Raw genomic sequence first — 23706 nt, 5'->3', positions numbered from 1 at the left:
TGCTGGCCGGCGGCGCCGGTGCCGACACGCTGCTCGGCGGTGAGGGGACGGACACCGCCGACTACGCCGCATCGGCCGGCGGCGTCGCCGTCGATCTGGCGGCGGGCACGGCGGCCGGCGGCGATGCCGAGGGTGACGTCCTGTCGGACATCGAGAACCTGACCGGCTCGGATCACGACGATCTGCTGGTGGGCGATGCGAACGGCAACCTGCTCGACGGCCGCGGCGGCAACGACACGCTGATCGGGCTTGGCGGCGCCGACACGCTGATCGGCGGCGAGGGCGTCGACCTTGCCGACTATTCGGCATCGGCTGACGGCGTGACCGTCGATCTGTCCAGCGGTACCGGCATTGGCGGCGACGCGGAGGGCGACCGGCTGTCCGGCATCGAGAATCTGACCGGCAGCGCCTTCGGCGACCGGCTGACCGGCGATGACGGCGTCAACCGCCTCGACGGCGCCGGCGGTGACGACACGCTTGCCGGATTGCGCGGTGCGGACACGCTGATCGGTGGCGATGGCATCGACCTTGCCGACTATTCCGCCTCCGATGCGGGCGTGGCGGTGGATCTGTCCAATGGCAGCGGCCTGGGCGGCGATGCCGAGGGCGACGTGCTGTCCGGGATCGAGAACCTGACCGGTTCCGATTATGACGACACGCTGACCGGCGATGGCGGCGCGAACCTGCTCGACGGCGGAACGGGTGACGATCTGCTGGCCGGCGGCGCCGGTGCCGACACGCTGCTCGGCGGTGAGGGGACGGACACCGCCGACTACGCCGCATCGGCCGGCGGCGTCGCCGTCGATCTGGCGGCGGGGACGGGCACTGGCGGCGATGCAGAAGGCGACCTGCTGTCCGGCATCGAGAATGTCACCGGCTCGGCCGGCGCCGACCGGCTGACCGGCGATGCCGGCGCCAACCGGCTGGACGGCGGTGCCGGGGACGACTGGCTGTCCGGCGGTGCCGGAGCCGACACGCTGACCGGCGGCGACGGGATCGACAGCGCCGACTATGCGGCCTCCGCGGACGGCGTCGCGGTGAATTTGGCCAGCGGCACCGGTTCGGGCGGCGATGCCGAGGGCGACGTGCTGTCCGGCATCGAGAACCTGTCCGGCTCCGACCATGACGACCGGCTGACCGGTGATGCGAACGCCAACCGGCTCGACGGGCGCGGTGGCAACGACACGCTCGCCGGGCTGGGCGGTGCCGATACGCTGATCGGCGGCGACGGCATCGACACCGCGGAGTATCTGGCCTCCGCCGCCGCTGTGAGCGTCAGTCTGGCGAGCGGAACCGGCAGCGGCGGCGACGCCCAGGGCGACCGGCTGAGCGGGATCGAGAACCTGACCGGCTCGGCCTTCGGCGACCGGCTGACCGGCGACGGCGGGGCCAACATCCTGGATGGTGCCGGCGGCAACGACACGCTGGTGGGCGGGGCGGGCGCCGACACGCTGATCGGCGGGGCCGGCAGCGACACCGCCGACTATTCGGCGTCCGGCGCGGCGGTGACGGTCGATCTGTCGGCGGGCACCGGGCTCGGCGGCACGGCGGAGGGCGATGTGCTGATCGGGGTCGAGAACCTGTTCGGTTCGACCCGTGCCGACCTGCTGACCGGCGATGCGCAGGACAACACCCTGCGCGGCGGCGCCGGTGCCGACACGCTGATCGGCGGGGCCGGATCGGACACCGCCGACTACACCGGGTCTGCCGCCGGGGTGACGGTCAGCCTTGCCGATGGAACGGCAACCGGCGGCGACGCCACGGGCGACGTGCTGTCGGGGATCGAGAATTTGACCGGCTCGGCCGCCGACGACCGGCTGACCGGCGATGCCGGCGCCAACCGCCTGCGCGGCGGCAGCGGCAACGACACGCTGATCGGCGGGATCGGCGCCGACAGCCTGAGCGGCGGGGCAGGGATCGACACCGCCGACTATTCGGCGTCGGATGCCGCGGTGTCGGTCAACCTCGCCACCGGCATCGGCCGCGGCGGCCATGCCGAGGGCGACCGGCTCGACGGGGTGGAGAATCTGATCGGCACCGGCGGTGCCGACAGCCTGACCGGCGACGGCGCCGCCAATTATCTGGACGGCCGCGGCGGTGCCGACAGCCTGTCCGGCGGGGCGGGCGACGACACGCTGCGGGTGCTGGACGACGGCTTCGCCGGCATCGACGGTGGCAGCGGCTTCGATACCCTGCGCTTCGAGGGCGAGCGGCTGGTGGTGACCGGCGCCGATGCCGGCGGGGTCCATGGCGTCGAGATGATCGACCTCGGCCATCCGGGCCGCCAGACCCTGATCCTGAACGAGCAGGGCATCGTCGCCGACACCGGCGGGGCGCCGCTCTACGTCACCGGCGACCGCAACGATCTGGTCACCTTCAAGGAGTCCGGATGGCGCCGTGGCGGCAGCCAGACCGTCGGTTCCGTGCTGTACAACCTGTACAGCCGTGGTGCGACCACGGTCTATGTGCAGGACGGCGTGCGGATGTTCGGCGACCTCGTGGTCACCGGCACGGCAGGGGACGATGTCCTGACCGCCCCGTCCGGCGTTGGTCATGTGGTGGTGTTCGGCGAGGGCGGCAACGACACGGTGCGGCTCGGTTCCGGCTTCCGGCATGAGATCGCGCATCTGGTGCGGATCGACGACGACCTGCACATCCTGTTCGACGCTCAGGGCGGCCCGGCCGGGGAGGACGGCTATGCCCGCGACCGCATCACCGTCATGGGGCATTTCGCCCCGAATGGTGCCGCTGGAGCGGGGGACGGCAGCGTCCGCCAGATCCAGTTCGCCGACGGTGTGGTCTGGCCGGTGTGGGGCGATGACCTGCTGCTGGGCAGCACCGGCGACGACACCATCGCCATCGAGCCCGGCTTCGCCGGCCACAGCCTGCATGCCGATGCCGGTGTGAACGTCATCCGCTTCGGCGCCGACGTGAGCGCCGACGATCTGCGCCTGTCGCGCAAGGGCGATGACCTGGAGATCCGCATCGTCGGGACCGACCGCTCGCTCCTGCTGTTCAACCATTTCTCGGCCGAGGCGCTGGCCGGGGCCGGCAATGGCGGGGTTGAAGCGATCGAACTGGCCGACGGCAGCCGCTGGCGCGTGAGCGGCAACGACATCCGCATCGGCAGCAGCGGCGACGACCGCATGGTCTTCGGGCTCGATGGCGGGCAGACGATTCTCTACGGCAGCGCCGGTGCCGACACTATCGCCTTCGCGTCGAACATCGACCCCGACCGCATGCGGCTGACCCGCGAGGGCGACGACCTGCGCATCTCCTATGACGGCAGCGGCGCGTCCTGGCTGATCAAGCAGCAGTTCGACGGCAATGCCGACGGCTATCGGACCATCCGCTTCGGCGACGGAACCGAATGGTCCATCGACAACACCCGCCTGATCGCCGGCACTGCCGCCGACGAACGCGTGGAGGTGGCGGCCGGCCTGGGCGAGCGCGTGCTCGCGACCGGTGGTGGCCGCGACGGGCTGGTGCTGGGGGCCGGCATCGTTCCGTCGCAGGTGGCGCTGCGCCGGGATGGCGACAAGCTGATCATCCAGATCGGCAACGCCGACGACCGGGTTGTGGTGCTCAACCACTTCAACGACGCGGGCGCCGGCAACGGCGTGCTGCGCAGCCTGACCTTCGCCGACGGGACGGTCTGGCCGCTGGACGGCGGGGCCGGATTCCGCATGGGCGGCGATACCGCCGACGTGTTCGCCTTCAAGCCGGGCGACGGGGCCGTCACGCTGTTCGCCGGCAAGGGCATCGACACGCTGAACGTCGCGTCCGCCATCGGGGCCGACAAGCTGGGCTTCACCCGCCAGGGCGACGATCTGGTCATTTCGGTGAAGGGTTCGACGGACAAGGTCACCGTGCTGAACCATTTCGCCACCGGCTGGGGGGCGTCGCTGCTTGAGAACGTCTATGCCGGCGGCCGCTTCTGGAACCTGTCCGATCCCGCCCTGCTGATCGGCGGGGCCGGCGACGACAGCTACACCCTGACGGTCGGCGGCGGCGCCAAATCGATCCTGCCCGGCGGCGGCAACGACCAGATCGTCATCGGTCCCGGCATCGACAAGGCGAGCGTGACCATGCAGCGGGTGGGCGACGATCTGGTGATCGGCCTGCGCACGTTGCCCGACAAGCTGACCGTGCTGAACCACTTCTCCGGCGGGGCCAGCGGCGGCGTGCACACGCTGCGCTTCATCGACGGCGACACGTGGAACATCTGGGGCGCCAGCATCATGGTCGGGACCAGCGCCACCGACACCTTCACCGCCGCACCGGGCATCGGCCATGTGTCGCTCTACCCCGGCGGCGGCAGCGACCGCCTGCGGCTGGGGACCGGCTTCGACAGCCTGGACACGCTGGTGCGCCGGGTCGGCGACGACCTTGAGATCGTCATGCGCGACGGCAGCGACACGGTCAAGGTGCTGAACCATTTCCTGGGCAACGAGGCGCGCGACATCGCCTTCGCCGACGGCAAGATCTGGACGGTCGGCGGTCCCGGCGCCCGCATCGGCACCGACGGTGCCGACCGGTTCCTGCTGTCGCCCGGCTCCGGCGCCGTCGTCGTCTATGGTGGCGGTGGCCAGGGCGGTGGCGACCGCATCGAGGTGGCACCCGGCATCGACCCGTCCACCGTCCGCCTGACCCGTGTCGGCAACGATCTGCGCGTCACTGCCGGCACCGACAGCATGACCATCGTCAACCAATTCGCCACGGGCGGCGTGGTGGCGATTCCCGAGATCGTATTCCCCGGAGGCGTCGTCTGGCCGATCATCGGCACCAACGTCTTCATCAGCGGCGGCGGAGCGGAGACGATTCCCGCCGGACCGATGTACATCTATCCCGGCGCGCCCGGCCAGCATCTGTCCATCGACGCCGATCCGGGCAAGACCCGCATCGTGCGCGTCGGCAACGACCTGCACCTGACCATCGTCGGCCAGCCGAACGAGATGGTCATCGTCAACCATTTCGCCATGAACGGCATCGGCGATCTGGTCTTCAACAACGGCACCACCTGGAACATCCAGGGCGGCAAGGTGCTGATCGGCGGCACCGGCCACGACCAGTTCGTGATCCAGCGCGGCATGGGCGACGTGATCGTCTATCCCGACAGTGCCGGCGACGACACCCTGCGCTTCGTCGACACGGTGGATGGCTCCAAGATCCGGGTGGCGCGCATCGGCGACAATCTGCGCATCACCATCGACGGCACCGCGGACGCGCTGACCATCGTCAACCATTTCGCCGGCACACCGATGGAGTCGCTGACGCGCCCCGACGGTTCGGTGCTGCCGCTGACCGGCGACAATCTGCTGATCGGCGGCCAGGGCGGAACGGTCTTCCTGGTCGGTCCGGACAGCGGGTCGAAGACCATCTATGCCGAAGGCGGCGACCGCGTGGTGTTCGAGGACATCGACAGCACTGAGGTGCGGCTGATCCGCACCGGGTCCGACCTGCAGGTCTTCATCGACCGCACGCAGCAGGTGGTCACCGTCCTCAACTATTTCGGCGGCGTCGGCCAGCTGGACTTCTCCGACGGGCGGGTATTCGACCTCAACTCGCCCTACACGCTGATCGGCGGCGGAGGCGGCGACCGCTTCACCATCGGCAAGACCGGGCCGGCCACCCAGATCGTCCATGCCGGCGGCGGGGGCAGCCAGATCGTCTTCGGACCGGACGTTTCCCCCGGCGACGTGACGCTGCGGCAGGACGGCGTCGATCTGGTGGTGGCCTTCATCGGCAGCGGACGCGTCGTGCGCGTCGTCAATCACTTCACGGCGCCCACCGATGGGCTGGCGCGCGGATTGGACGCCATCACCTTCTCCGGCGGGGTGACGCTCAACCTGCAGGGCGACAGCGTGATGTTCGGCCAGCAGGGAACCGACGACTTCACCATCCTGCCCGGCCAGGGCCAGCGCTACCTCTTCCCCGGTGGCGGCAGCGACCGGCTGTATTTCGGTCCCGGCATCGACCCGGCGCTGGTGCGGATGGAGCGCGACGGCGTCAACCTGCACATCTTCACCGACGACGGCAGCGTCGACCTGACGGTGGTCAACCATTTCGGCCCCACCGGGCTGGCGGGCAGCGGGTCCGGCCTGTCCACCGTCCGTTGTGACGACGGCCAGAGCTGGGCGGTTGCAGGCAACGGGATTCTGATCGGCAGCCGCGGCAACAACAGTTTCAGCGTCGGTTCCGGCAGCGGGCCGGTGACGATCCACCCGGCGGGGGGGGACAACCGGCTGGTCTTCGGTGCCGGCATTCCGCCGGCCAACCTGCGCCTGGTGCGCGAGCATGACGATCTGCGCATCGTCTCGGCCGACGGCACGGTCAACGTGCTGGTGGTCAACCATTTCCTGAACCAGCTCGATGAGATCAACTTCGCGGCCGGGATTCCGTGGGTGCTGGGGGCCGGCAACGTCTTCATCGGCGGCGACGGGCCGTCGGCCTTCCGCTTCAGCAGCATCGACACCGACCTGATCATCTTCCCCGGCAGTGGCGACACGGTGGGCCTGCCCGACGGGCTGGATTGGAAGGACGTCGTGCTGACGCGGTCCGGCGGCGACCTGATCGTGCAGGTCCGTGCCACCGGCCGGCAGATCCGCATCGTCAACCATTTCTCGGCCAGCGACGGCACCAGCGGGCTGGCCGGGCTGACCTTCTCGGACGGCACCACCATGCCGCTGGGCGAACTGGCGATGCTGGGCGGCACCGGCGGCGACCTGCTGACCGGGGCGGCGACCGACGACCTGCTGCTGGGCCAAGACGGCGATGACCGGCTGAGCGGCGGCGGCGGCAACGACACGCTGATCGGCGGCATCGGCAACGACACGCTGGACGGCGGGACCGGCAACGACGTCTACGTCTACCGCATCGGCGACGGGCGCGATTACATCCTGGACAGCGCCGGGCTCGACCGCATCGAGTTCGGTCCCGGCATCGGCCGCGGCGATCTCTATTTCGCGCGGTTCGGCAACGACCTCTATATCCGCTTCCGCGGGCGGCCGACCGACGAGATCGTGGTGACCGGACGCTTCGACATGGTGGGCGACGGCGCGTCCTTCGTGGAGCGGCTGGCCTTCGCCGACGGCACCAGCTTCGACCTGACCCGCACCGACATCGCACTGGAGACGGTGGCGACCGCGGCGGCGGAGTATCTGCAGGGCTACAATGTCGGCGACCGGATCGAGGGGACGGCCGGCAACGACACGATCTTCGGCTATGCCGGCAACGACACGCTGATCGGCGGCACCGGATCGGATTCCATCGATGGCGGTACGGGCGACGATCTGATCGACGGCCGCGATGACCCCGGCACCGATGGCGCGAGCGATGTGATCCAGGGCCGCGACGGCAACGACACGGTCCTGGGTGGCGGCGGTTCCGATGTTATCTTCGGCGGCAGCGGCGACGACAGCCTGTCGGGTGGCGGCGGCAACGACAGCATCGACGGTGAGGACGGTGCCGATAGCATCGACGGCGGCGCCGGCGCGGATACCATCTATGGCCGCGCCGGCAACGACACGCTGGCGGGTGGCTCCGGCAACGACACGATCTTCAGCGGTGCCGGCGACGACCTGATCCGCTATGGCGGCGGTAGCGACACCGTCACCAACGAAGGCGGCAACGACGTTCTGGAGATGGGACCGGGCATCGCCCGCGCCGACCTCTACTTTGCGCGCTTCGGCAACGACCTTTACATCCGCTTCCGCAATTCGGCGGAGCAGATCGTCCTCACCGGCCGCTTCGTCGGGGCCGGCGACGGGACCAGCTTCGTGCAGACGCTGCGCTTCGCCGACGGGACGGACTATGCCGTCACGGCGCAGGATCTGGCGCTTGAGACGGTCGCGACCGACCTTAGCGAAAAGCTGGAGGGCTACAATGTCGGCGACATCATCCGCGGGCAGGGTGGCAACGACACCATTTACGGTTACAGCGGCGACGACAGCCTCAATGGTGGGGCTGGCGACGACTTCATCTATGCTGGCAGCGGCGACGACAGCGTCGTCGGCGGCGACGGCTCCGACGTCCTGAAGGGTGATGTCGGCGACGACACGCTGTCGGGTGGAGCCGGCAACGACAGCCTTCACGGCGAGGCTGGTGACGACTCCCTGTCCGGCGGCGATGGCGCCGACTTCCTTTCGGGTGGTGACGGCAATGACGGCCTGTCCGGCGGGGCGGGGGCCGACACGCTGGACGGCGGGGCCGGCAACGACCTGCTGGAGGGTGGCGACGGCGACGACAGCCTGCTGGCCGGCGATGGCGACGACACGCTGATTGGCGGCGGCGGCACCGACAGGCTGTTCACCGGAGCCGGTGACGACACGATCCGCTTCGACGGCGGGCGCGAGACCATCACCAATGAAGCCGGCGCCGACACGCTGGAGATCGGTGGCGGGCTGACGCGGGCCGACATGTATTACGCCCGTTTCGGCAACGACCTGTACCTGCGCTTCCGCAACCGAAGCGACGAGGTGGTGCTGACCGGACGCTTCGACAAGGCCGGCGACGGCGCGAGCTATGTCCAGACCGTGCTGTTCGCCAACGGCGACCGGGCCGACCTGTCCGATCCCGCGCTGGTGCTGGAAACGGTGGCGAACGAGTTCAACGAGACGCTGGAAGGCTACAACGCCAACGACACCATCAGCGGCCTTGGCGGCACCGACACCATCCTCGGTTATGGCGGCGACGATCTGCTCGATGGCGGGGCCGGCAACGACGTTCTGCTCGGCGGCACCGGCAACGACCGGCTGCTCGGCGGTGCCGGGGCCGACCGGCTCGAAGGTGGCGACGGCGACGACACGCTGGAGGGCGGCGACGATGCCGACCTCCATTATGGCGGTGCGGGCAACGACCTGATCGTCGGTGGGGCCGGGACCGACTACATGGAAGGCGGTGAGGGCGACGACCGCCTGTCCGGCGACGCCGGCAACGACACACTGTACGGCGATGCCGGCAATGACAGTCTCCAGGGTGGTGACGGCGACGACTTCCTTTCGGGCGGCGACGGCGCCGACACGCTGGAAGGCGGGACGGGAACCAACACCATCCTGACCGGCCTGGGCGACGACGTGATCCGCCATGCCGGCGGCCGGGACACCATCACCAACGAGGGCGGCAACGACGTTTTGGAAATCCGCAGCGGCCTGCGGCGGGAGGACCTGTATTACGCCCGCTTCGGCAACGACCTCTATCTGCGCTTCCGCGGCGCGGCCGACGAGATCGTGCTGAAGAACCGCTTCAACGGCGCCGGTGACGGGGCGAGCTATGTCCAGACCCTGCTGTTTGCCGACGGGCAGCGGGTGGACGTGACCGACCCGACGCTGAAGCTGGAGACGCTGGCGACCGCCGGCTCCGAAAAGCTGGAGGGCTACAATGTCGGCGACCTGATCCAGGGCATCGGCGGCAACGATACGATCTATGGCTATGGCGGAAACGACACGCTGGATGGCGGTACCGGCAACGACCAGCTCTATGGCGGATTGGGCGACGATACGCTGATCGGCGGGGCCGGTGACGACCGGCTGAACGGCGACGATGGCGACGACCTGCTGCAAGGCGGTGATGGCAACGACAGCCTGACCGGCGGGACCGGCGATGACACCCTGATCGGCGGCGTGGGAGCCGACCAGCTCTATGGTGGCGACGGCAACGACCTGATCGACAACCGGGACGACACCGGCACCGGGGCGTCGCTGAACGTCGCCTATGGCGAGGCTGGCGACGACACCATCCTCGGCGGCGACGCGGCCGAGACCTTCTCCGGCGGCGACGGCAACGACCGGCTGGAGGGCAAGGCCGGCAACGATTGGCTGGAGGGCAATGCCGGCGACGACAGCCTGCTGGGCGGCGACGGCAACGACACGCTGTCCGGCGGGGTCGGCGACGACAGCCTGTCGGGCGGTACTGGTGACGACAGCATCCAGGGCGGCGATGGCGCCGACACGCTGGAAGGCGGGACGGGAACCAACACCATCCTGACCGGCCTGGGCGACGACGTGATCCACCATGCCGGCGGCCGGGACACCATCACCAACGAGGGCGGCAACGACGTCCTGGAAATCCGCAGCGGCCTGCGGCGGGAGGATGTCTATTACGCCCGCTTCGGCAACGACCTCTATCTGCGCTTCCGGGGTGCGACCGACGAGATCGTGCTGAAGAACCGCTTCAACGGCGCCGGCGACGGGGCGAGCTATGTCCAGACCCTGCTGTTCGCCGACGGGCAGCGGGTGGACCTGACCGACCCGACGCTGACGCTGGAAACGCTGGCGACCGCCGGTTCCGAAAAGCTGGAGGGCTACAATGTCGGCGACCTGATCCAGGGCGTCGATGGCAACGACACGATCTATGGCTATGGCGGGAACGACACGCTGGATGGCGGGACCGGCAATGACCAACTCTATGGCGGGTCGGGCGACGACACGCTGACCGGTGGGGTCGGTGCCGATCGGCTGGAAGGCGGTGACGGGCTCGATACGCTGGATGGCGGTGAGGGGGACGACACGCTCTATGGCGACGCCGGTGATGACACGCTGATCGGCGGGGCCGGCAACAACACGCTTTACGGCGGAACCGGGAACAATGTCATCCGCTTCGACGGCGGTCAGGACATCGTCTACAACACCGGCGGCAACGACGTCATCGAACTGGATGCGTCCTTCGACAGGAGCACGCTCTATTACGCCCGCTTCGGCAACGACCTTTACGTGCGCTTTACCGGGCGGTCCGACCAGATCATCGTCAAGGACCGTTTCAACGGTGCTGGCGACGGTTCCGCCTATGCCCAGACCCTGCGCTTTGCCGACGGATCGCTGGAGGACATGACGCGCCAGGATCTGGTGATCCAGACGATCGGCGGCGCAGGAAGCGAGAAGCTGGAAGGCTACAACGTCGGCGACACCATCGACGGGCAGGCCGGCAACGATACGATCTATGGCTATGGCGGTGAGGATACGCTGACGGGCAGCGCCGACCAGGATTACCTGGATGGCGGCGACGGCGCTGATGTGGTCGATGGCGGTGACGGCAACGATATGGTCTTCGGCCGAAACGGGAACGACACGGTTGTCGGTTCCGGTGGAGAAGACCGCTTGTGGGGCGACGAGATATCGACCGCCGGAAACGAAGTGATAACCGTTCGACTGAGACTCGGTGGGCATACCGTTAATGGCTGGCCTCGCGTCATCGTGACACTCGACGGCAACGTCGTCATGGACGAGACAATCAATGTTTACTATTCGCACCTCGATCCGACGGGAAATTACATTCAGTATGTCGGTCAGCTAAGGGACTACCGCCTTACCATACGGGACGTGAGCGAAGCCAGCCGTCTGAATATCAGTATTGTCAATAATAACTGGGGTCAGTGGCGAGCCAGCAACGCAGTCTTCGTTGCGGGTCTGGAGGTCGATGGATACCCCATATCCGCCGGCTTCTATATCTGGGAGAACTATTCACCGGCAGAGTGGTCTCTGAATTCGCTACTACCGTCTCCTTCCCTGTCTCCCGAAATTGGCAACGATGTCGTTGACGGCGGCGCCGGCAATGACGCGCTCAGCGGCGGCCAAGGCAACGACAGCCTGTCGGGTGGTGCCGACAACGACACAATCCTCGGTGGTGCCGGCGACGACACCATCCTGGGCGGCTCCGGGTCCGACGAGATGCACGGCGGCGCCGGCGACGACCTGATCGACAACCGCGACGATTCCAATGCCGGCGGCATCAACGATGCGTCCTATGGCGGAACCGGCAACGACACCATTTATGGCGGCGGCGGTGTCGATGTCGCCTATGGCGGCACCGGGAGCGATCTGATCGACGGCGGTGGCGGCAACGATTACCTCTATGGCGAGGACGGTGCCGATTCCGTTCTTGGTGGCGCTGGTGCCGATTACCTCTATGGTCAGGCCGGCAACGATACGCTCGAAGGCGGTGCCGGCAACGATACAATCGATGGTGGTGCTGGCGACGACGTGATCCGCTTCACCACCGGTGACGGCGTGGACAGCATCACCGGTGGTGGCGGCGCTGACGTGCTGGAACTGGAGCCCGGATTGAGCCGGGATCAAATGTACCTCTCGCGCATCGGCGCCGACCTGCACCTGATCTTCCGCGACACCGGCGACCGCATCGTCCTGGCCGCTCGGTTCAGCGGCGAAGGCGACGGTGCGAACTTCGTGCAGACCGTGAAGTTCGCCGATGGCAGCACCATAGACCTGTCCGCCCAGACCATTGTGATAGAAACCCATGGGCAGTCGACGGCGGAAACCTTCTACGGCTACATGGCCAACGACACCATCGACGCCGCCGGCGGCAACGACACCCTGTACGGCTATGCCGGCGATGATTTGCTGATTGGCGGGGACGGCAACGATGCACTGTATGGTGGAACGGGTGCCGACCGGTTGGAAGGTGGCGCCGGTGCAGATTCCCTCGAAGGCGGGGACGGCGACGACACGCTGTATGGCGGGACAGGCGCCAACACCATCAACGGCGGTGCCGGCAACGACCGCATCGTCTATGAAGGCGGCGCAGACACCGTGGTGGGCGGCGGCGGCAACGACGAGCTGGTCTTCGGCGAAGGCTACAGCCAGTCCGGCCTGCGGTTGGAACGGTTCGGCAAGGATCTCCATCTGGTCTTCGACGATCTCGGCAAGCGGATCGTCGTCGCCAACCGCTTCAACGGCAATGGTGAGGGGGCGAACTATGTGCAGACCCTGCGCTTCGCCGATGGCGGAACGGTGGATCTGTCCAGAACCGACCTGTTCATCGCCACGCGCGACAGCGACGTCGGGCATGTGCTGGAAGGCTACAATGCCGGCGATGTGATCCGTGGCAACGGCGGCACCGACGCGATCTATGGCTATGGCGGCAACGACACGCTGTATGGCGGCTCCGGTGCCGATGCCCTTTACGGCGGCGATGGCGACGACCTGATCGATAGCCGGGACGACACGGCCAGCGGCGACAGTGCTTATGGCGAGGCGGGTAACGACACGCTTTATGGCGGTGCCGCCAACGACGCGCTCTATGGCGGCGACGGCGACGACCTGATCGAGGGGAATGCCGGGAACGATTCCATCAAGGGCGATGAGGGCAAGGACAGCCTGTCCGGCGGTGCCGGTATCGACACATTGTATGGCGGCGGCGGCAACGACACTCTGAATGGCGATGACGGCAACGATATTCTGTATGGCGACGCCGGCGACGACAGCCTGCTGGGCGGGGCGGGGGTCGACACGCTGTATGGCGGTGCCGGTGCGGACATCCTGTCCGGCGGGGACGATGCCGATACGCTTTACGGCGAGGACGGCAACGACACGCTGGCCGGCGGTGCCGGTGCCAACTGGATCGTCACCGGGGCTGGCGACGACCTCGTGCTTTACCAGGGCGGCGCCGACACGGTGACCGGTGGCGGCGGCAACGACACGCTGTCCTTCGGTGAAGGCTACAGCAGCGACGATCTGCGGTTCGAGCGTTACGGCAACGACCTGCATGTCCGCTTCAACGGCAAGACCGACCGGATCGTCGTCGCCAACCGGTTCAGCGGTGCCGGCAACGGCACCAATTACCTGCAAACCCTGCTGTTTGCCGATGGGCGGACCGTCGACCTGACGAATCCGGGCCTCATCATCGACACCTGGGACGATGCCGCGGCCCGCACGCTTGAGGGATATGCCGCTTCGGACACCATCCGTGGCGGTGGCGGCAACGACAGCATCTATGGCTATGGCGGCGACGACATCCTGTATGGCGGGGCGGGAAGCGATCAGCTGTTCGGCGGCGCCGGCAACGACCTGCTCGACAACAGCGATGACATGAGCGGCAGCGACACGCTGTCCGGCGACGACGGTGACGACACCCTGCGCGGCGGCGGCGGCAACGAAACCCTTTACGGCGGCGCCGGCGACGATCTGCTCGACGGAGGTGCCGGCAATGACGCCCTGTCGGGTGGCGACGGCGACGACACGCTGATGGGCAGCACCGGCAATGACGCCCTGGCGGGCAACAACGGTTCCGACGAACTGTATGGCGGCGACGGGATCGACACGCTCAACGGCGGGGCCAATAACGATTTCCTCTATGGCGAGGCGGGTGACGACAGCATTCAGGGGGGCGACGGCGACGACGTCATCCAGGGCGGAGCCGGCAACGACCTTCTCTATGGCGAGGCGGGCAACGACACCATCCGGGGTGGCGACGGCGACGACAACATCGACGGCGGCGCCGGCGACGATCTGGTGATCTATGACGGCGGGCGGGACACCATCATCGGCGGCGCCGGCAACGACACGCTGCTATTCGGCGAAGGATTTGCGGCCGACCAGCTTCTGATCGCGCGCTTCGACAACAATCTGGTGCTGCGCTTCCGCGACCGGCCGGAGCAGGTGGTCATCTCCAACCGCTTCAGCGGCGCCGGCAACGGCAGCAACTATCTGGAGACCGTCCGCTTCCAGGACGGGACGGAGGTGCTGCTGTCGAATCCCGCCCTGCAGCTGGAAACCATCGGTAGCGACGGCAACGACGCGCTGTTCGGCTATGCGAACGGCGACCTGCTCGACGGGCGGGGCGGCAACGACGTGCTGACCGGCTATGCCGGTAACGACACGCTGATCGGCGGCACCGGCCGCGACGAACTGCATGGCGGCGACGGCGACGATCTGCTGGACAGCCGGGCCGACGTGGTCGGCTCCGGCGACTTTGACGTCGCCTATGGCGAAGGCGGCAACGACACCTTGCTGGGCGGTGGCGGCAACGACAGCCTGTCGGGCGGTGAGGGCAACGATGCCATCGACGGCGGCGACGGTGACGACGTGCTTGCCGGAAATGCCGACGATGACCGGCTGACGGGCGGCGCCGGCGCCGACACGCTTGTGGGCGGCACCGGACGGGATGTTCTGGAGGGGGGCGACGGCAACGACAGCTTGATCGGGGATGCCGGGTCGGAAAGCGGCACATACCTGTTCGATTCGATGTCGACGGTGTTCAACGGCGCTTTTTCCGTCACCTGGACGACGCAGGACTATGTTCCCCGTTTGACCGGCGACGTGAATGGCGATGGCCGGGCGGACATCGTCGGTTTCTCCAGCACTTCGGTTCAAATTGCCCTTGGTAAGGCGGATGGCAGCTTCGGACCGGTCCAGGTCGCCTACAATGGGGATTTCACGCCCGGCTATGGCGGCTGGAACAGCCAGAACGTCACTTCCCGAATGCTGGCCGATGTCAATGGCGATGGACGAATGGACATCGTCGGCTTCGCCAGTAACGAAGTGCGGGTGGCTCTGGGCAAGGAGGATGGAACTTTCGCAGCCGCTCAGAGGGCGCTGACCGGAAATCTCACTTATGGAACCACCTGGACCAGCATGAGCCAATATCCCCGACTGCTTGGGGATGTGAACGGTGACGGCCGGGCGGACATCGTCGGTTTCTCCAGCGTCGGCGTGGTGACCTCCCTGGGGCAGGCGGACGGAACCTTCGGGGCCGTCAATCTCGCCTATAATGGCAGTTTCACCACCGGCTACGGTTGGTCCAATAACAACGACTATCCCCGTCTTCTCGGCGACGTCGATGGTGACGGCATGGCTGACATCGTTGGTTTCGGTGGCGATAAAGTCTTTATCGCGCAAGGGCGGGCCGACGGCACGTTCGCCCCGATGAAAGTCGCCTACAGCGACAACTTCACCAAAAACACCGGTGGCTGGACAAGCGAGGACCAGTATCCCCGCCAACTGGCCGATGTGAATGGCGATGGCCGGATGGACATCGTCGGATTCGCCAGCAACGGAGCTTACGTGTCGTTCGGTCAGGCGGACGGCACCTTCAGCCGGATGCGCATCGGGACAAGCGACTACGGCTACAACGGCTGGAGCAACTACAACACCTACCCCCGTCAGCTCGCCGACGTCGATGGCGACGGCCGGGCCGACATCGTCGGTTTCGCCTCCAACAGCGTCGTGGTTTCCAGGTCTGTGCTCAACGACGACACCTTGAGCGGCGGTGCCGGGGACGACACGTTGGCCGGCGGGCTGGGCGACGATGTTTACCGGTTCGGACGTGGGGACGGGCGTGACCGCATCGTAGAGAATGACGGCGATATCGACCATGACCGGCTGGTGTTCGACGCCGGCATCGATGCCCATCAGCTCTGGTTCACCAAATCGGGCAGCGATCTGGAGGTGCAGGTGGTCGGCACGGCCGACAAGGTGACCATCGCCGGCTGGTACAGCGGCGTCGAGCATCAAATGGACAGCATCGAGACGGCCGATGGAGCCGTGCTGCTGGACTCCATGGTGGACCGGCTGGTGCAGGCCATGGCAGGGTTCGCTCCGCCGGCGGCCGGCACGATGAGCATCGATCCCGATGCCTTGCCGCAGGTCGAGGCCGCCATCACCGCCGCCTGGCGGTGAATGGCCGCGGAGCAATGGGGAAGGGACGGGCATGGATCTCGGTCAGATCATCCGCAGTCACCAGCAGGGTGATCTGACACAGGCGGAGGCGGGATACCGCGCATTCCTGACGGCCATGCCCGGCCATCTCCAGGCGCTCCAGATGCTGAGCCTGCTCCTGATGCAGACCCGCCGTCCCGCCGAGGCCGCCGACCATTTCCGTCAGGTGGCGGCGGCCCAGCCCGACAGCCCGGATCAGTGGGCCAATTATGCCAGCCTGCTGCGCGGGGCCGGCCGGCCGGAGGATGCCGAATATGCCTGCCGGCGGGCCCTGGCACTGGCGCCGGCCCATGTGGCGGGGGCCTACAATCTGGCGAACCTCCTCGCCGCGCCGCCGCCGGCCGGCACCGGATCGCCCCTGGAGTCGGCCGCCTGGTACCAGCGCATCCTGGCCGTGGTGCCCGACCACAAGCAGGCGCGGAACAATCTCGAGGTTCTGCGCCGCAAGGAGGCCGGCCGACTGGAGGTCGCCGCCTGCCGTGTTGTGGCGCTCGATCCGCAGTCGGTGCGCGGACATGACGCCCTTGCCCGGCTGCACCAATACCGCAGCGGGCTGTTGGACTGGACACCGGGGAAGGCGATGACGCTCGATCTCGGCCTGGCGGTGAAGGCCTTCGATCATCTGCACCGGGTCCAGACGGTCCATCCCGACGAGCCGGGCAGTCTGCGCCTGTGGCTGGCGCTGGCGCTCGATCTGTTCCAGCTGGGTGCTCTGGACGACCGGCGGCTTTCATGGGCGGCGCGGGCGGCGTGGCGGCGCCTGCGCGGCGATCCAAAGGATGCCCTGGCCGCCTCGATTGTGGGCTATCACGTCTATCGGCGGGGACGTCTGACCCTTGCATCGAAGCTGCAGATGAGATTCGCCGCCCGTTTTGCGGATGCGGAACTGGACGGTGCCGGCGAACTCGGGTCCTGGTCGATGCTGCGGGCGGACGATGCGTTCTTCGAACGCTTGCCCCCGCTGGACAGCGTCATCGCCCGGCTGCCGGAAATGACCATTGTGGCGGATCTGCCGGAGGGCAGCGGCCCGGTCATCATGGTGAGCGGTGACGAGATCTATGTGCGTCGCTTCGGACCGGACCTTTTCCGGTCCATCGGCGAGTGCAGTCCCGGCGCGTCGGTTGTGCTGAACGTGGTTTCGCCGACGCCGTCGCTGTTGGGGATGCTGGGCGAATGGCGGCGGCTTTATCCGCTGTCCATCGGCCTGTCGACCGAGCAGCCGGACTTCACTGCCTGGTCCCACGCGCAGCGCGTCACCTATTACGCCTGCGCGCGTTTCATCCGCGTCCAGCAATGGCACCGGCATCTTGGCCGGCCGCTGATCCTGATCGATCTGGACGCGACAACCCGCAGCGATCTGCGGCTGCTTGCCGCCGAAACGGCGGGATTCGACCTTGGCATCCTCCACGATCGCAGGCGGCGTGGGCCGTTCCGCGAGGTTCCCGTCGGTTTCGTCTATTACAACGACACGCCGCTCGCCGGACAGTATCTAGCAACGGTGGCGGCCTATATCGGCCATTTCCTGCTGGAGGGCCGGCCGCAGTGGATGCTCGACCAGACCGCCCATCTGGCCGCGCTGGACTGGTTGGGCCGCCATCGGCCGGACCTGCGCATCCACCGCTACGACTTCCAGAATTTTCCCCACTGCGCCTTCATCGGCGAGAAATAGCGCCGGTGCCCTATGCCGGGGAGCCGTTCCTCAGTGCACAGCGCGCGGCGGCGAGATCCCAGGCGGCACAGCCGACGCTCTTGAACAGGCGGGGCCTGTCGGTCAAGCCGGTGCCGTCCTGCGCCTTGGCCAGCGCATCGGCCAGCGAGCGTCCGCTCGTCCAGTCGAAGCCGGCCAGGATCAGGTCGCCGGCCTCATGGCGCGCGCCGGCCGGGTCGTCGATGAAGACGTCGCTGCCATGGATGGAGGTCGCGCCGAATTCGGCCATCTCCGGCTTGAAGGCGCCGACGCCGACCAGCAGCCGGTCCGGCCGCGGTGCTTCGTCATAGACCGGCACGAGGCTGGTCGTCAGGGTGATGACGACATCGACGGCGGGGTCCACCGCCCCGGAGGCCGGCCGCAGATCGATTCCCGCCCCGCCGGAGGTCCGGCAAAAGGACTGGCAGGCCTCTTCCCGCCGACCATGCACGTCGACCCGGATCCCGGGGTAGAGCGATGCCAGAGCCTCGACATGATACGCGGCCTGCTTGCCGGTGCCGAACAGGGCGACATGCTGAGGAGGGCGCCGTGCGAGCGTCCGGACCGCCAACATCGACACGGCGGCAGTGCGGCGGCCGGTGACCGTCGGCCCGTCGAGGATCGCCAGTGGGGCACCGGTGGCACCGTCATAGGCAGCGACCACGCCATGGATGGTCGGCAGTCCGAGCGCCCCGTTCCCCGGACAGACATTGACCAGCTTGTGGATGCCGATATCCCCGGCCGTCGCCGGCATGGACAGGAGGACGCCATTCTGCGGCAGCGGCAGGACTTGTCGTTCGGGGCTGTGGATCCGGCCGGCGGCATAGTCGCGGGCAGCATCGGCGATGGCATCGCACAGGGGAGCGAAAGGCAGGAGTTCGGCCGTTTCCGCGGGCGACAGCATGGACAGGGCGGCTGTGGTCAAGGCGGTGCTCTCCTCGCGACGGATGGGCGTCAGGGACCGTCACGCTATATCTGCTTCGGATCATGCGCCACAAAATTTTCGTATAAGAAAAACTTCCGCCGACTATACTCTCTCGGCCGGCCGAGCCGGTTGCATCAAGTCGGGAAGACAGCGTGGGCGGATCATCACAGCGAACCGGCCGGGACGGGCCAGGGCCGAATGGCGCCGCGGGCATGCTTGCGCCGACGCTGAAGCGCCTGAGGGCGGCCGCGCAACTGACGCTTCAGCAGCTGAGCGAGCGGTCAGGCGTCTCGATATCGACCCTGTCGAAGATCGAGAACGGGCAGCTGTCGCCGACCTACGAGAAGATTGCCGCACTGGCCTCCGGTCTGGGGGTGGAGGTGGGAGAACTGTTCGGTCAGGTCCCGAAGCCGACCCCGCTGGGCCGCCGCAGCGTCACCAGGGCCGGTGGCGGCGCGGTGCACGAAACCGACCAGTACCGGTACGAGGCGGTGAACGCCGACCTGCCCAACAAGCGGTTCGTCCCGCTGGTGACCACGATCAAGGCACGCAGCATCCAGCAATTCGGCGAGCTTTCCCACCATGATGGCGAGGAGTTCATCTATGTGCTGGAAGGAGAAGTGATGGTGCACAGCGATTACTACACGCCCCTGACCCTGTCCAAGGGCGATTCCTGCTATTTCGACAGCGCCATGGGGCATGCCTGCATCTCGGGTGGCGAGGGGGAGGCGCGGGTTCTCTGGGTATGCTCGCACACCTCGCTCGCCTGATACATCGAGGCCCGACACATAAAAGTACGGAGGGCAGCGGAAAAGTTGCAAGCCCGCGCAGGAGTCCCATGTCGGCGCCGTAACAAGGAACAGACGCGGCCATGGATGCCGCTGACCAGTTCATTTGACGGAACGGCGACGACATGGACGGGAACGCGACACGGCGTACCGACGGATTGCTGCGCCTTGCGGTCCAGCACCACAATGCCGGACAGACCGAGCGGGCGGAGCGTTTCTATCGCGAGATCCTGCGGATCGACCCGACGCATGGCGACGCCGCCCATCTGCTGGGCCATATCGCCTTTCAGGATGGGCGGCGCACCGACGCCACCCGTCTGTTCGACACCGCGGCGCGCTCCAACGCGCTGGTCGGCTCCTATCATCTGGCATTGGGGCAGGCGCTGATGGAGGAGGGGCGGGTGACCGCGGCGCTTGCCAGCGCCCGCCGGGCTCTCGCCGTCAACCCGGACGACGCCGATGCGCTGTGCCTGCTGGGCGCCATCGCCGGGCGGCAGGCGCGGCCGGTGCCGGCCCTGCGCTGTTACCGCGCGGCGGCCCGTCTGGTGCCGGGTGCGGCCGAACCGCGGCTCGGCATGGGCCGCGCGCTGGAGGATCTGCGGCAGGCCGCTGCGGCCATCGGCTGCTACCGGCTGGCGGCGAGGCTGCGGCCGCAGGACGCTTCGACCCGGATCGCGCTGGCCAATGCGCTGCGCCGCTGGGGTGCAGTGGCCGAGGCCGCCGCTGCGTATCGGGAGGCCATCGGGCTGGGTGCCGATACCGGATCGGTCTGGGCCAATCTGGGTGCCGCGCTCCAGGGAGCGGGCCGGCTGGCCGAGGCGGAAAGCGCCTATGGCGAGGCGTTGCGGCGCCAGTCCGATCATGCCGAGACACGGAACAATCTGGGCCTGCTGCTGCATGCGCTCAGCCGTCATGCGGAGGCGCGCGAACGGTTCCGGACCGCATTGGCTCTCGATCCCTGCCATGTGCCGGCCCTCGTCAATCTCGGGCTGGCGGAAGCCGCGCTCGGGGATTATGGCCGTGCCGAGCACTGGCAACGCCGTGCCATCGCCCGAGACCCCGGTCAGGCGGAAGCCTGGAACAATCTCGGCAACGCCTGCAAGGCGCAGGCGCGTCCGGTGGAGGCGGAAGGCTGCTGGAAGCGGGCGCTGGCGCTCAACCCCACTTTCGCCGATGCGCTGGGCAATCTCGGTGCTGATCTCTCCGACCGCGAAGCCTTTGCGTTGGCGATCATCCAGGTGCGCCGCGCCATCCGCCTGATGCCCGGCCATGCGCCGTTGCATGCCGTGCTGGCCTATGCGCTGAACGGCGCCCAGAACCCCGTCGAGGCCGATGTTGCCTGCCGCAGGGCGCTGGCGCTGGCACCGTCGCTGGCCGATCCGCTCTGCACTTTGGGCTTGGCGGAGCAGCGGCAGGCCCGCACCAATGCCGGCCGCTGGTTCGAGCGTGCGGTCGCCGCCTCCCCCGGCCATGCGCTGGCCCGCTTCAACCGCGGCCTGCTGTCGCTGGAGCGCGGCGCGCTGAGCGCCGGCTGGGCCGACTACGCTTTCCGCTTCAAGGCCGGCCGCGTCCGCCCGGAACGGCGCTTCACCATTCCCGAATGGACGGGTGAGCCGCTGGCCGGCAAGCGACTGTTCGTCTGGCGCGAGCAGGGGGTGGGCGACGAGTTTCTTTTCGCATCCTGCTATCCCGACCTGATCAAGATGGCGGGGCATGTGGTGATCGAGTGCGAGCGCCGGCTGGTGCCGCTGTTCGCCCGCTCCTTCCCGAAGGCGACATTGCGGGCCGAACAGCCGCCCTGCGGGCTGATGGAAGCCGAGACGGTCGATTGCGACTATCACATCCCGGCCGGCTCGGTCCCCCGTCTGCTGCGGGAACGGCTGTCGGCCTTCCCGACGCGGTCCTGCTGGCTGTTCGCCCAGGGTGGCCGAGCCGCCGACTGGCGCGAGCGGCTGGACGGCGCCGGCGACGACCTGCGTGTCGGCATCAGTTGGCGCAGCCAAGTGATGACCGCCGACCGCCGCAGTGCCTATCTGCCGCTGGATGGCTGGGGGGCGGTCTTCGCCGTGCCCGGCGTGACCTTCGTGAATTTGCAATATGACGAGTGCCAGCGCGAGATCCTGGCGGCGGAACGCCGGTTCGGGCAGCCGATCTATGGCTGGACCGGGCTCGACCTGCGTGACGATTTCGAAGAGACGGCGGCACTGGTCTCGACACTCGACCTCGTCATCGCGCCGGCGAATTCGGTGGCGGAGCTTGCCGGTGCGCTGGGCGTGCCGGTCTGGCGCTTCGGCCATCGCGACTGGACGCAACTCGGCACCGCCGGGCGGCCCTGGTACCCGTCGATGCGCCTGTTCCAGCCGCTGGGCGGCCAGGGGCTGGAGCAGGCGCTTGAGCGAATTGCGGTGGAACTGCGCCGGGTGGCGGGGCGCTGACGGCTATATCAATCGGCTACATCAAACGGGGCGGCTGATCGCCATCCTCGTCGAAGCCGCGGTCGGACGGCGGCAGGCGGAAAGCCGCGGCAAAGATGCGGTCGGCGAGACCGGGCGGCGGGCGGTCTTCGGGATGGCCCAGCGCCAGCTCCATCGTCACCATCTCGTCCAGCATCGCCTGCGCCTTGACCGAACGCAGAAGAAGGCGCCGCGCGTCCCTCGCCGCGTCGGCCGGCCAAAGGGCGAGGTCGCCTCCGTGACGATCGAGCCGATCGCGAAACTCCTCATCCGTCATCGAAGGAATCCCTGGCCGCCTGCGCACTGGCGCGCAGCAGCAGCCGGAGCTGCTGGCGCGCGCGTTTCAACAGTGACTCTACAGCACCTATGCTGATTTGCATAACGCTGGCGATGTCGGCATTGCTTAAATTCTCGTAATAAAACAGGGTCACGGCCGCGCGCTGCTGCGGAGTCAGCCTGTCCTGGGCCTCCAGCAGCCGGGCGGCGACCTGCCGGCGATGGATGGTGCTGACCGCATCGGGCGCGCTGTCCGACGGTTCCGCCACGGTTTCCAGATCCTGGCCGACCGGCCGCCGCTTGTGGTCGATGCAGCGGTTCACCACCACCCGGTAGAGCCATGTGGTGAAGCGGGCGCCGCCATCGTCGCTCCATTGGCTGCGGCGTTGCCAGACCTGGAGGAAGGCGTCCTGCACCACATCCTCAGCCTCCGCCTCGTTGCCGGTCAGGCGGCGGGCCAGGGCGTAGGTGCGCTTCAGATGACGATGAACCAGCGTCCGGTAAGCCGTCTGGCTGCCGGAGCGGATTTGCGCCATCAGCGCTTCGTCGCTGTCCTCGTCCGCAGGGATGATGACGCCGGAGGCTGGCCCCCGGCTCAGATCTCCGGACATGGAGCGACCGGCACCGGAATCCTCGCAAGGACGGTCAAGCCGAGAGTCCGCCATTTGCATGATCCATCGTTCTCCCGACGACGGATGCATGCGGCCCTTTGGCCGTGGCACCGACGACAGTGGATGGCCCGCCGCGTTCTGCGGCCACGGCCTGCCAAGCCTTCAGCATGAAGGACGTCTGGCGGATGAGCGAGTCACAGGCCGCAACCGGATCCGTCCGGCTGGCGGCGGCGCCGGCCTGCGCGATCAGCCGGTGGTAGAACCGGCGAAGCGTCAGCGCGACATCTTCATTTTTGTCGAAAACCAGAATGGAATCAAGGCCCGCGAACACCATGACCGCGTTTCGGATCGCGGTGTGGTGCGCTTCGAACCGGCGCTCCGCGGCGGCGTCGCGGGCGGCGTGCAAATGGGTCATCGCCCGCTCGTACAGCCGCACCACCGCCGTCAGCGGCGGCACCGCGCTGTTGGCGACGGCATAGGCGTTCAGGGCCTTCGAATAGGCGGAATTGCGCATGGCG

Annotated in this window: 8 protein-coding genes; 4 read left to right on the top strand and 4 right to left on the bottom strand. The window is 67.7% G+C overall.

The features are described 5' to 3' along the window. Positions 1 to 188: 188 nt before the first annotated feature. Together GBZ48_RS36650 and GBZ48_RS01670 are read left to right on the top strand one after the other, a co-directional pair. A complete protein-coding gene (locus tag GBZ48_RS36650; RefSeq protein WP_343049098.1) occupies positions 189 to 16409 on the top strand; it encodes a calcium-binding protein in 16221 nt (5406 codons plus the stop codon). A 31-nt stretch (positions 16410 to 16440) separates the two neighbouring features. Continuing rightward, complete coding sequence (locus GBZ48_RS01670) at positions 16441 to 18117, top strand: tetratricopeptide repeat protein (protein ID WP_174469388.1); 1677 nt, start codon at positions 16441 to 16443, stop codon at positions 18115 to 18117. A 10-nt stretch (positions 18118 to 18127) separates the two neighbouring features. Here the strand turns inward: GBZ48_RS01670 and lhpI are convergent, their stop codons facing one another. Next, positions 18128 to 19060 (bottom strand): bifunctional Delta(1)-pyrroline-2-carboxylate/Delta(1)-piperideine-2-carboxylate reductase, encoded by a 933-nt coding sequence (lhpI, locus tag GBZ48_RS01665; protein WP_246306917.1) that lies wholly within the window; start codon positions 19058 to 19060, stop codon positions 18128 to 18130. A 212-nt stretch (positions 19061 to 19272) separates the two neighbouring features. Between lhpI and GBZ48_RS01660 the strand changes: the two genes are divergently transcribed. Next, complete coding sequence (locus GBZ48_RS01660) at positions 19273 to 19830, top strand: helix-turn-helix domain-containing protein (RefSeq protein ID WP_174469387.1); 558 nt, start codon at positions 19273 to 19275, stop codon at positions 19828 to 19830. Positions 19831 to 19973: 143 nt separating this feature from the next. Further along, on the top strand, positions 19974 to 22283 hold the full coding sequence (locus GBZ48_RS01655; RefSeq protein ID WP_174469386.1) for a tetratricopeptide repeat protein: 2310 nt from the start codon (positions 19974 to 19976) through the stop codon (positions 22281 to 22283). Positions 22284 to 22299: 16 nt separating this feature from the next. On the opposite strand, the gene GBZ48_RS01650 is transcribed toward GBZ48_RS01655, so the two are convergent. The 3 genes from GBZ48_RS01650 to GBZ48_RS01640 are packed head-to-tail and all read right to left on the bottom strand — an operon-like array spanning position 22300 to position 23702. After that, entirely contained in the window at positions 22300 to 22578 is a 279-nt protein-coding gene (locus GBZ48_RS01650) for a hypothetical protein (RefSeq protein WP_174469385.1), read from the bottom strand. Then, positions 22568 to 23188, bottom strand: a complete 621-nt coding sequence (locus GBZ48_RS01645; protein WP_246306916.1) for an RNA polymerase sigma factor — start codon at positions 23186 to 23188, stop codon at positions 22568 to 22570. Before GBZ48_RS01645 ends, GBZ48_RS01650 begins: the two co-directional genes overlap by 11 nt. A 34-nt stretch (positions 23189 to 23222) precedes the next feature. Continuing rightward, complete coding sequence (locus GBZ48_RS01640) at positions 23223 to 23702, bottom strand: flagellar protein FliS (RefSeq protein ID WP_174469383.1); 480 nt, start codon at positions 23700 to 23702, stop codon at positions 23223 to 23225. Between the last annotated feature and the right edge of the window lie 4 nt (positions 23703 to 23706).

Source organism: Azospirillum melinis (assembly GCF_013340935.1).
Taxonomy (GTDB): Bacteria; Pseudomonadota; Alphaproteobacteria; order Azospirillales; family Azospirillaceae; genus Azospirillum; species Azospirillum melinis.
This window is presented reverse-complemented; position numbering and strand designations above follow the sequence as displayed.

What these genes read in the sequence shown, in the direction of transcription:
- GBZ48_RS01660 (WP_174469387.1), top strand. Translation starts at nt 19,273, where the DNA reads ATGCTTGCGCCGACGCTGAAGCGCCTGAGGGCGGCCGCGCAACTGACG.
- GBZ48_RS01645 (WP_246306916.1), bottom strand. Translation starts at nt 23,188, where the DNA reads ATGTCCGGAGATCTGAGCCGGGGGCCAGCCTCCGGCGTCATCATCCCT.
- GBZ48_RS01640 (WP_174469383.1), bottom strand. Translation starts at nt 23,702, where the DNA reads ATGCGCAATTCCGCCTATTCGAAGGCCCTGAACGCCTATGCCGTCGCC.
- GBZ48_RS01655 (WP_174469386.1), top strand. Translation starts at nt 19,974, where the DNA reads ATGGACGGGAACGCGACACGGCGTACCGACGGATTGCTGCGCCTTGCG.
- GBZ48_RS01670 (WP_174469388.1), top strand. Translation starts at nt 16,441, where the DNA reads ATGGATCTCGGTCAGATCATCCGCAGTCACCAGCAGGGTGATCTGACA.
- GBZ48_RS01650 (WP_174469385.1), bottom strand. Translation starts at nt 22,578, where the DNA reads ATGACGGATGAGGAGTTTCGCGATCGGCTCGATCGTCACGGAGGCGAC.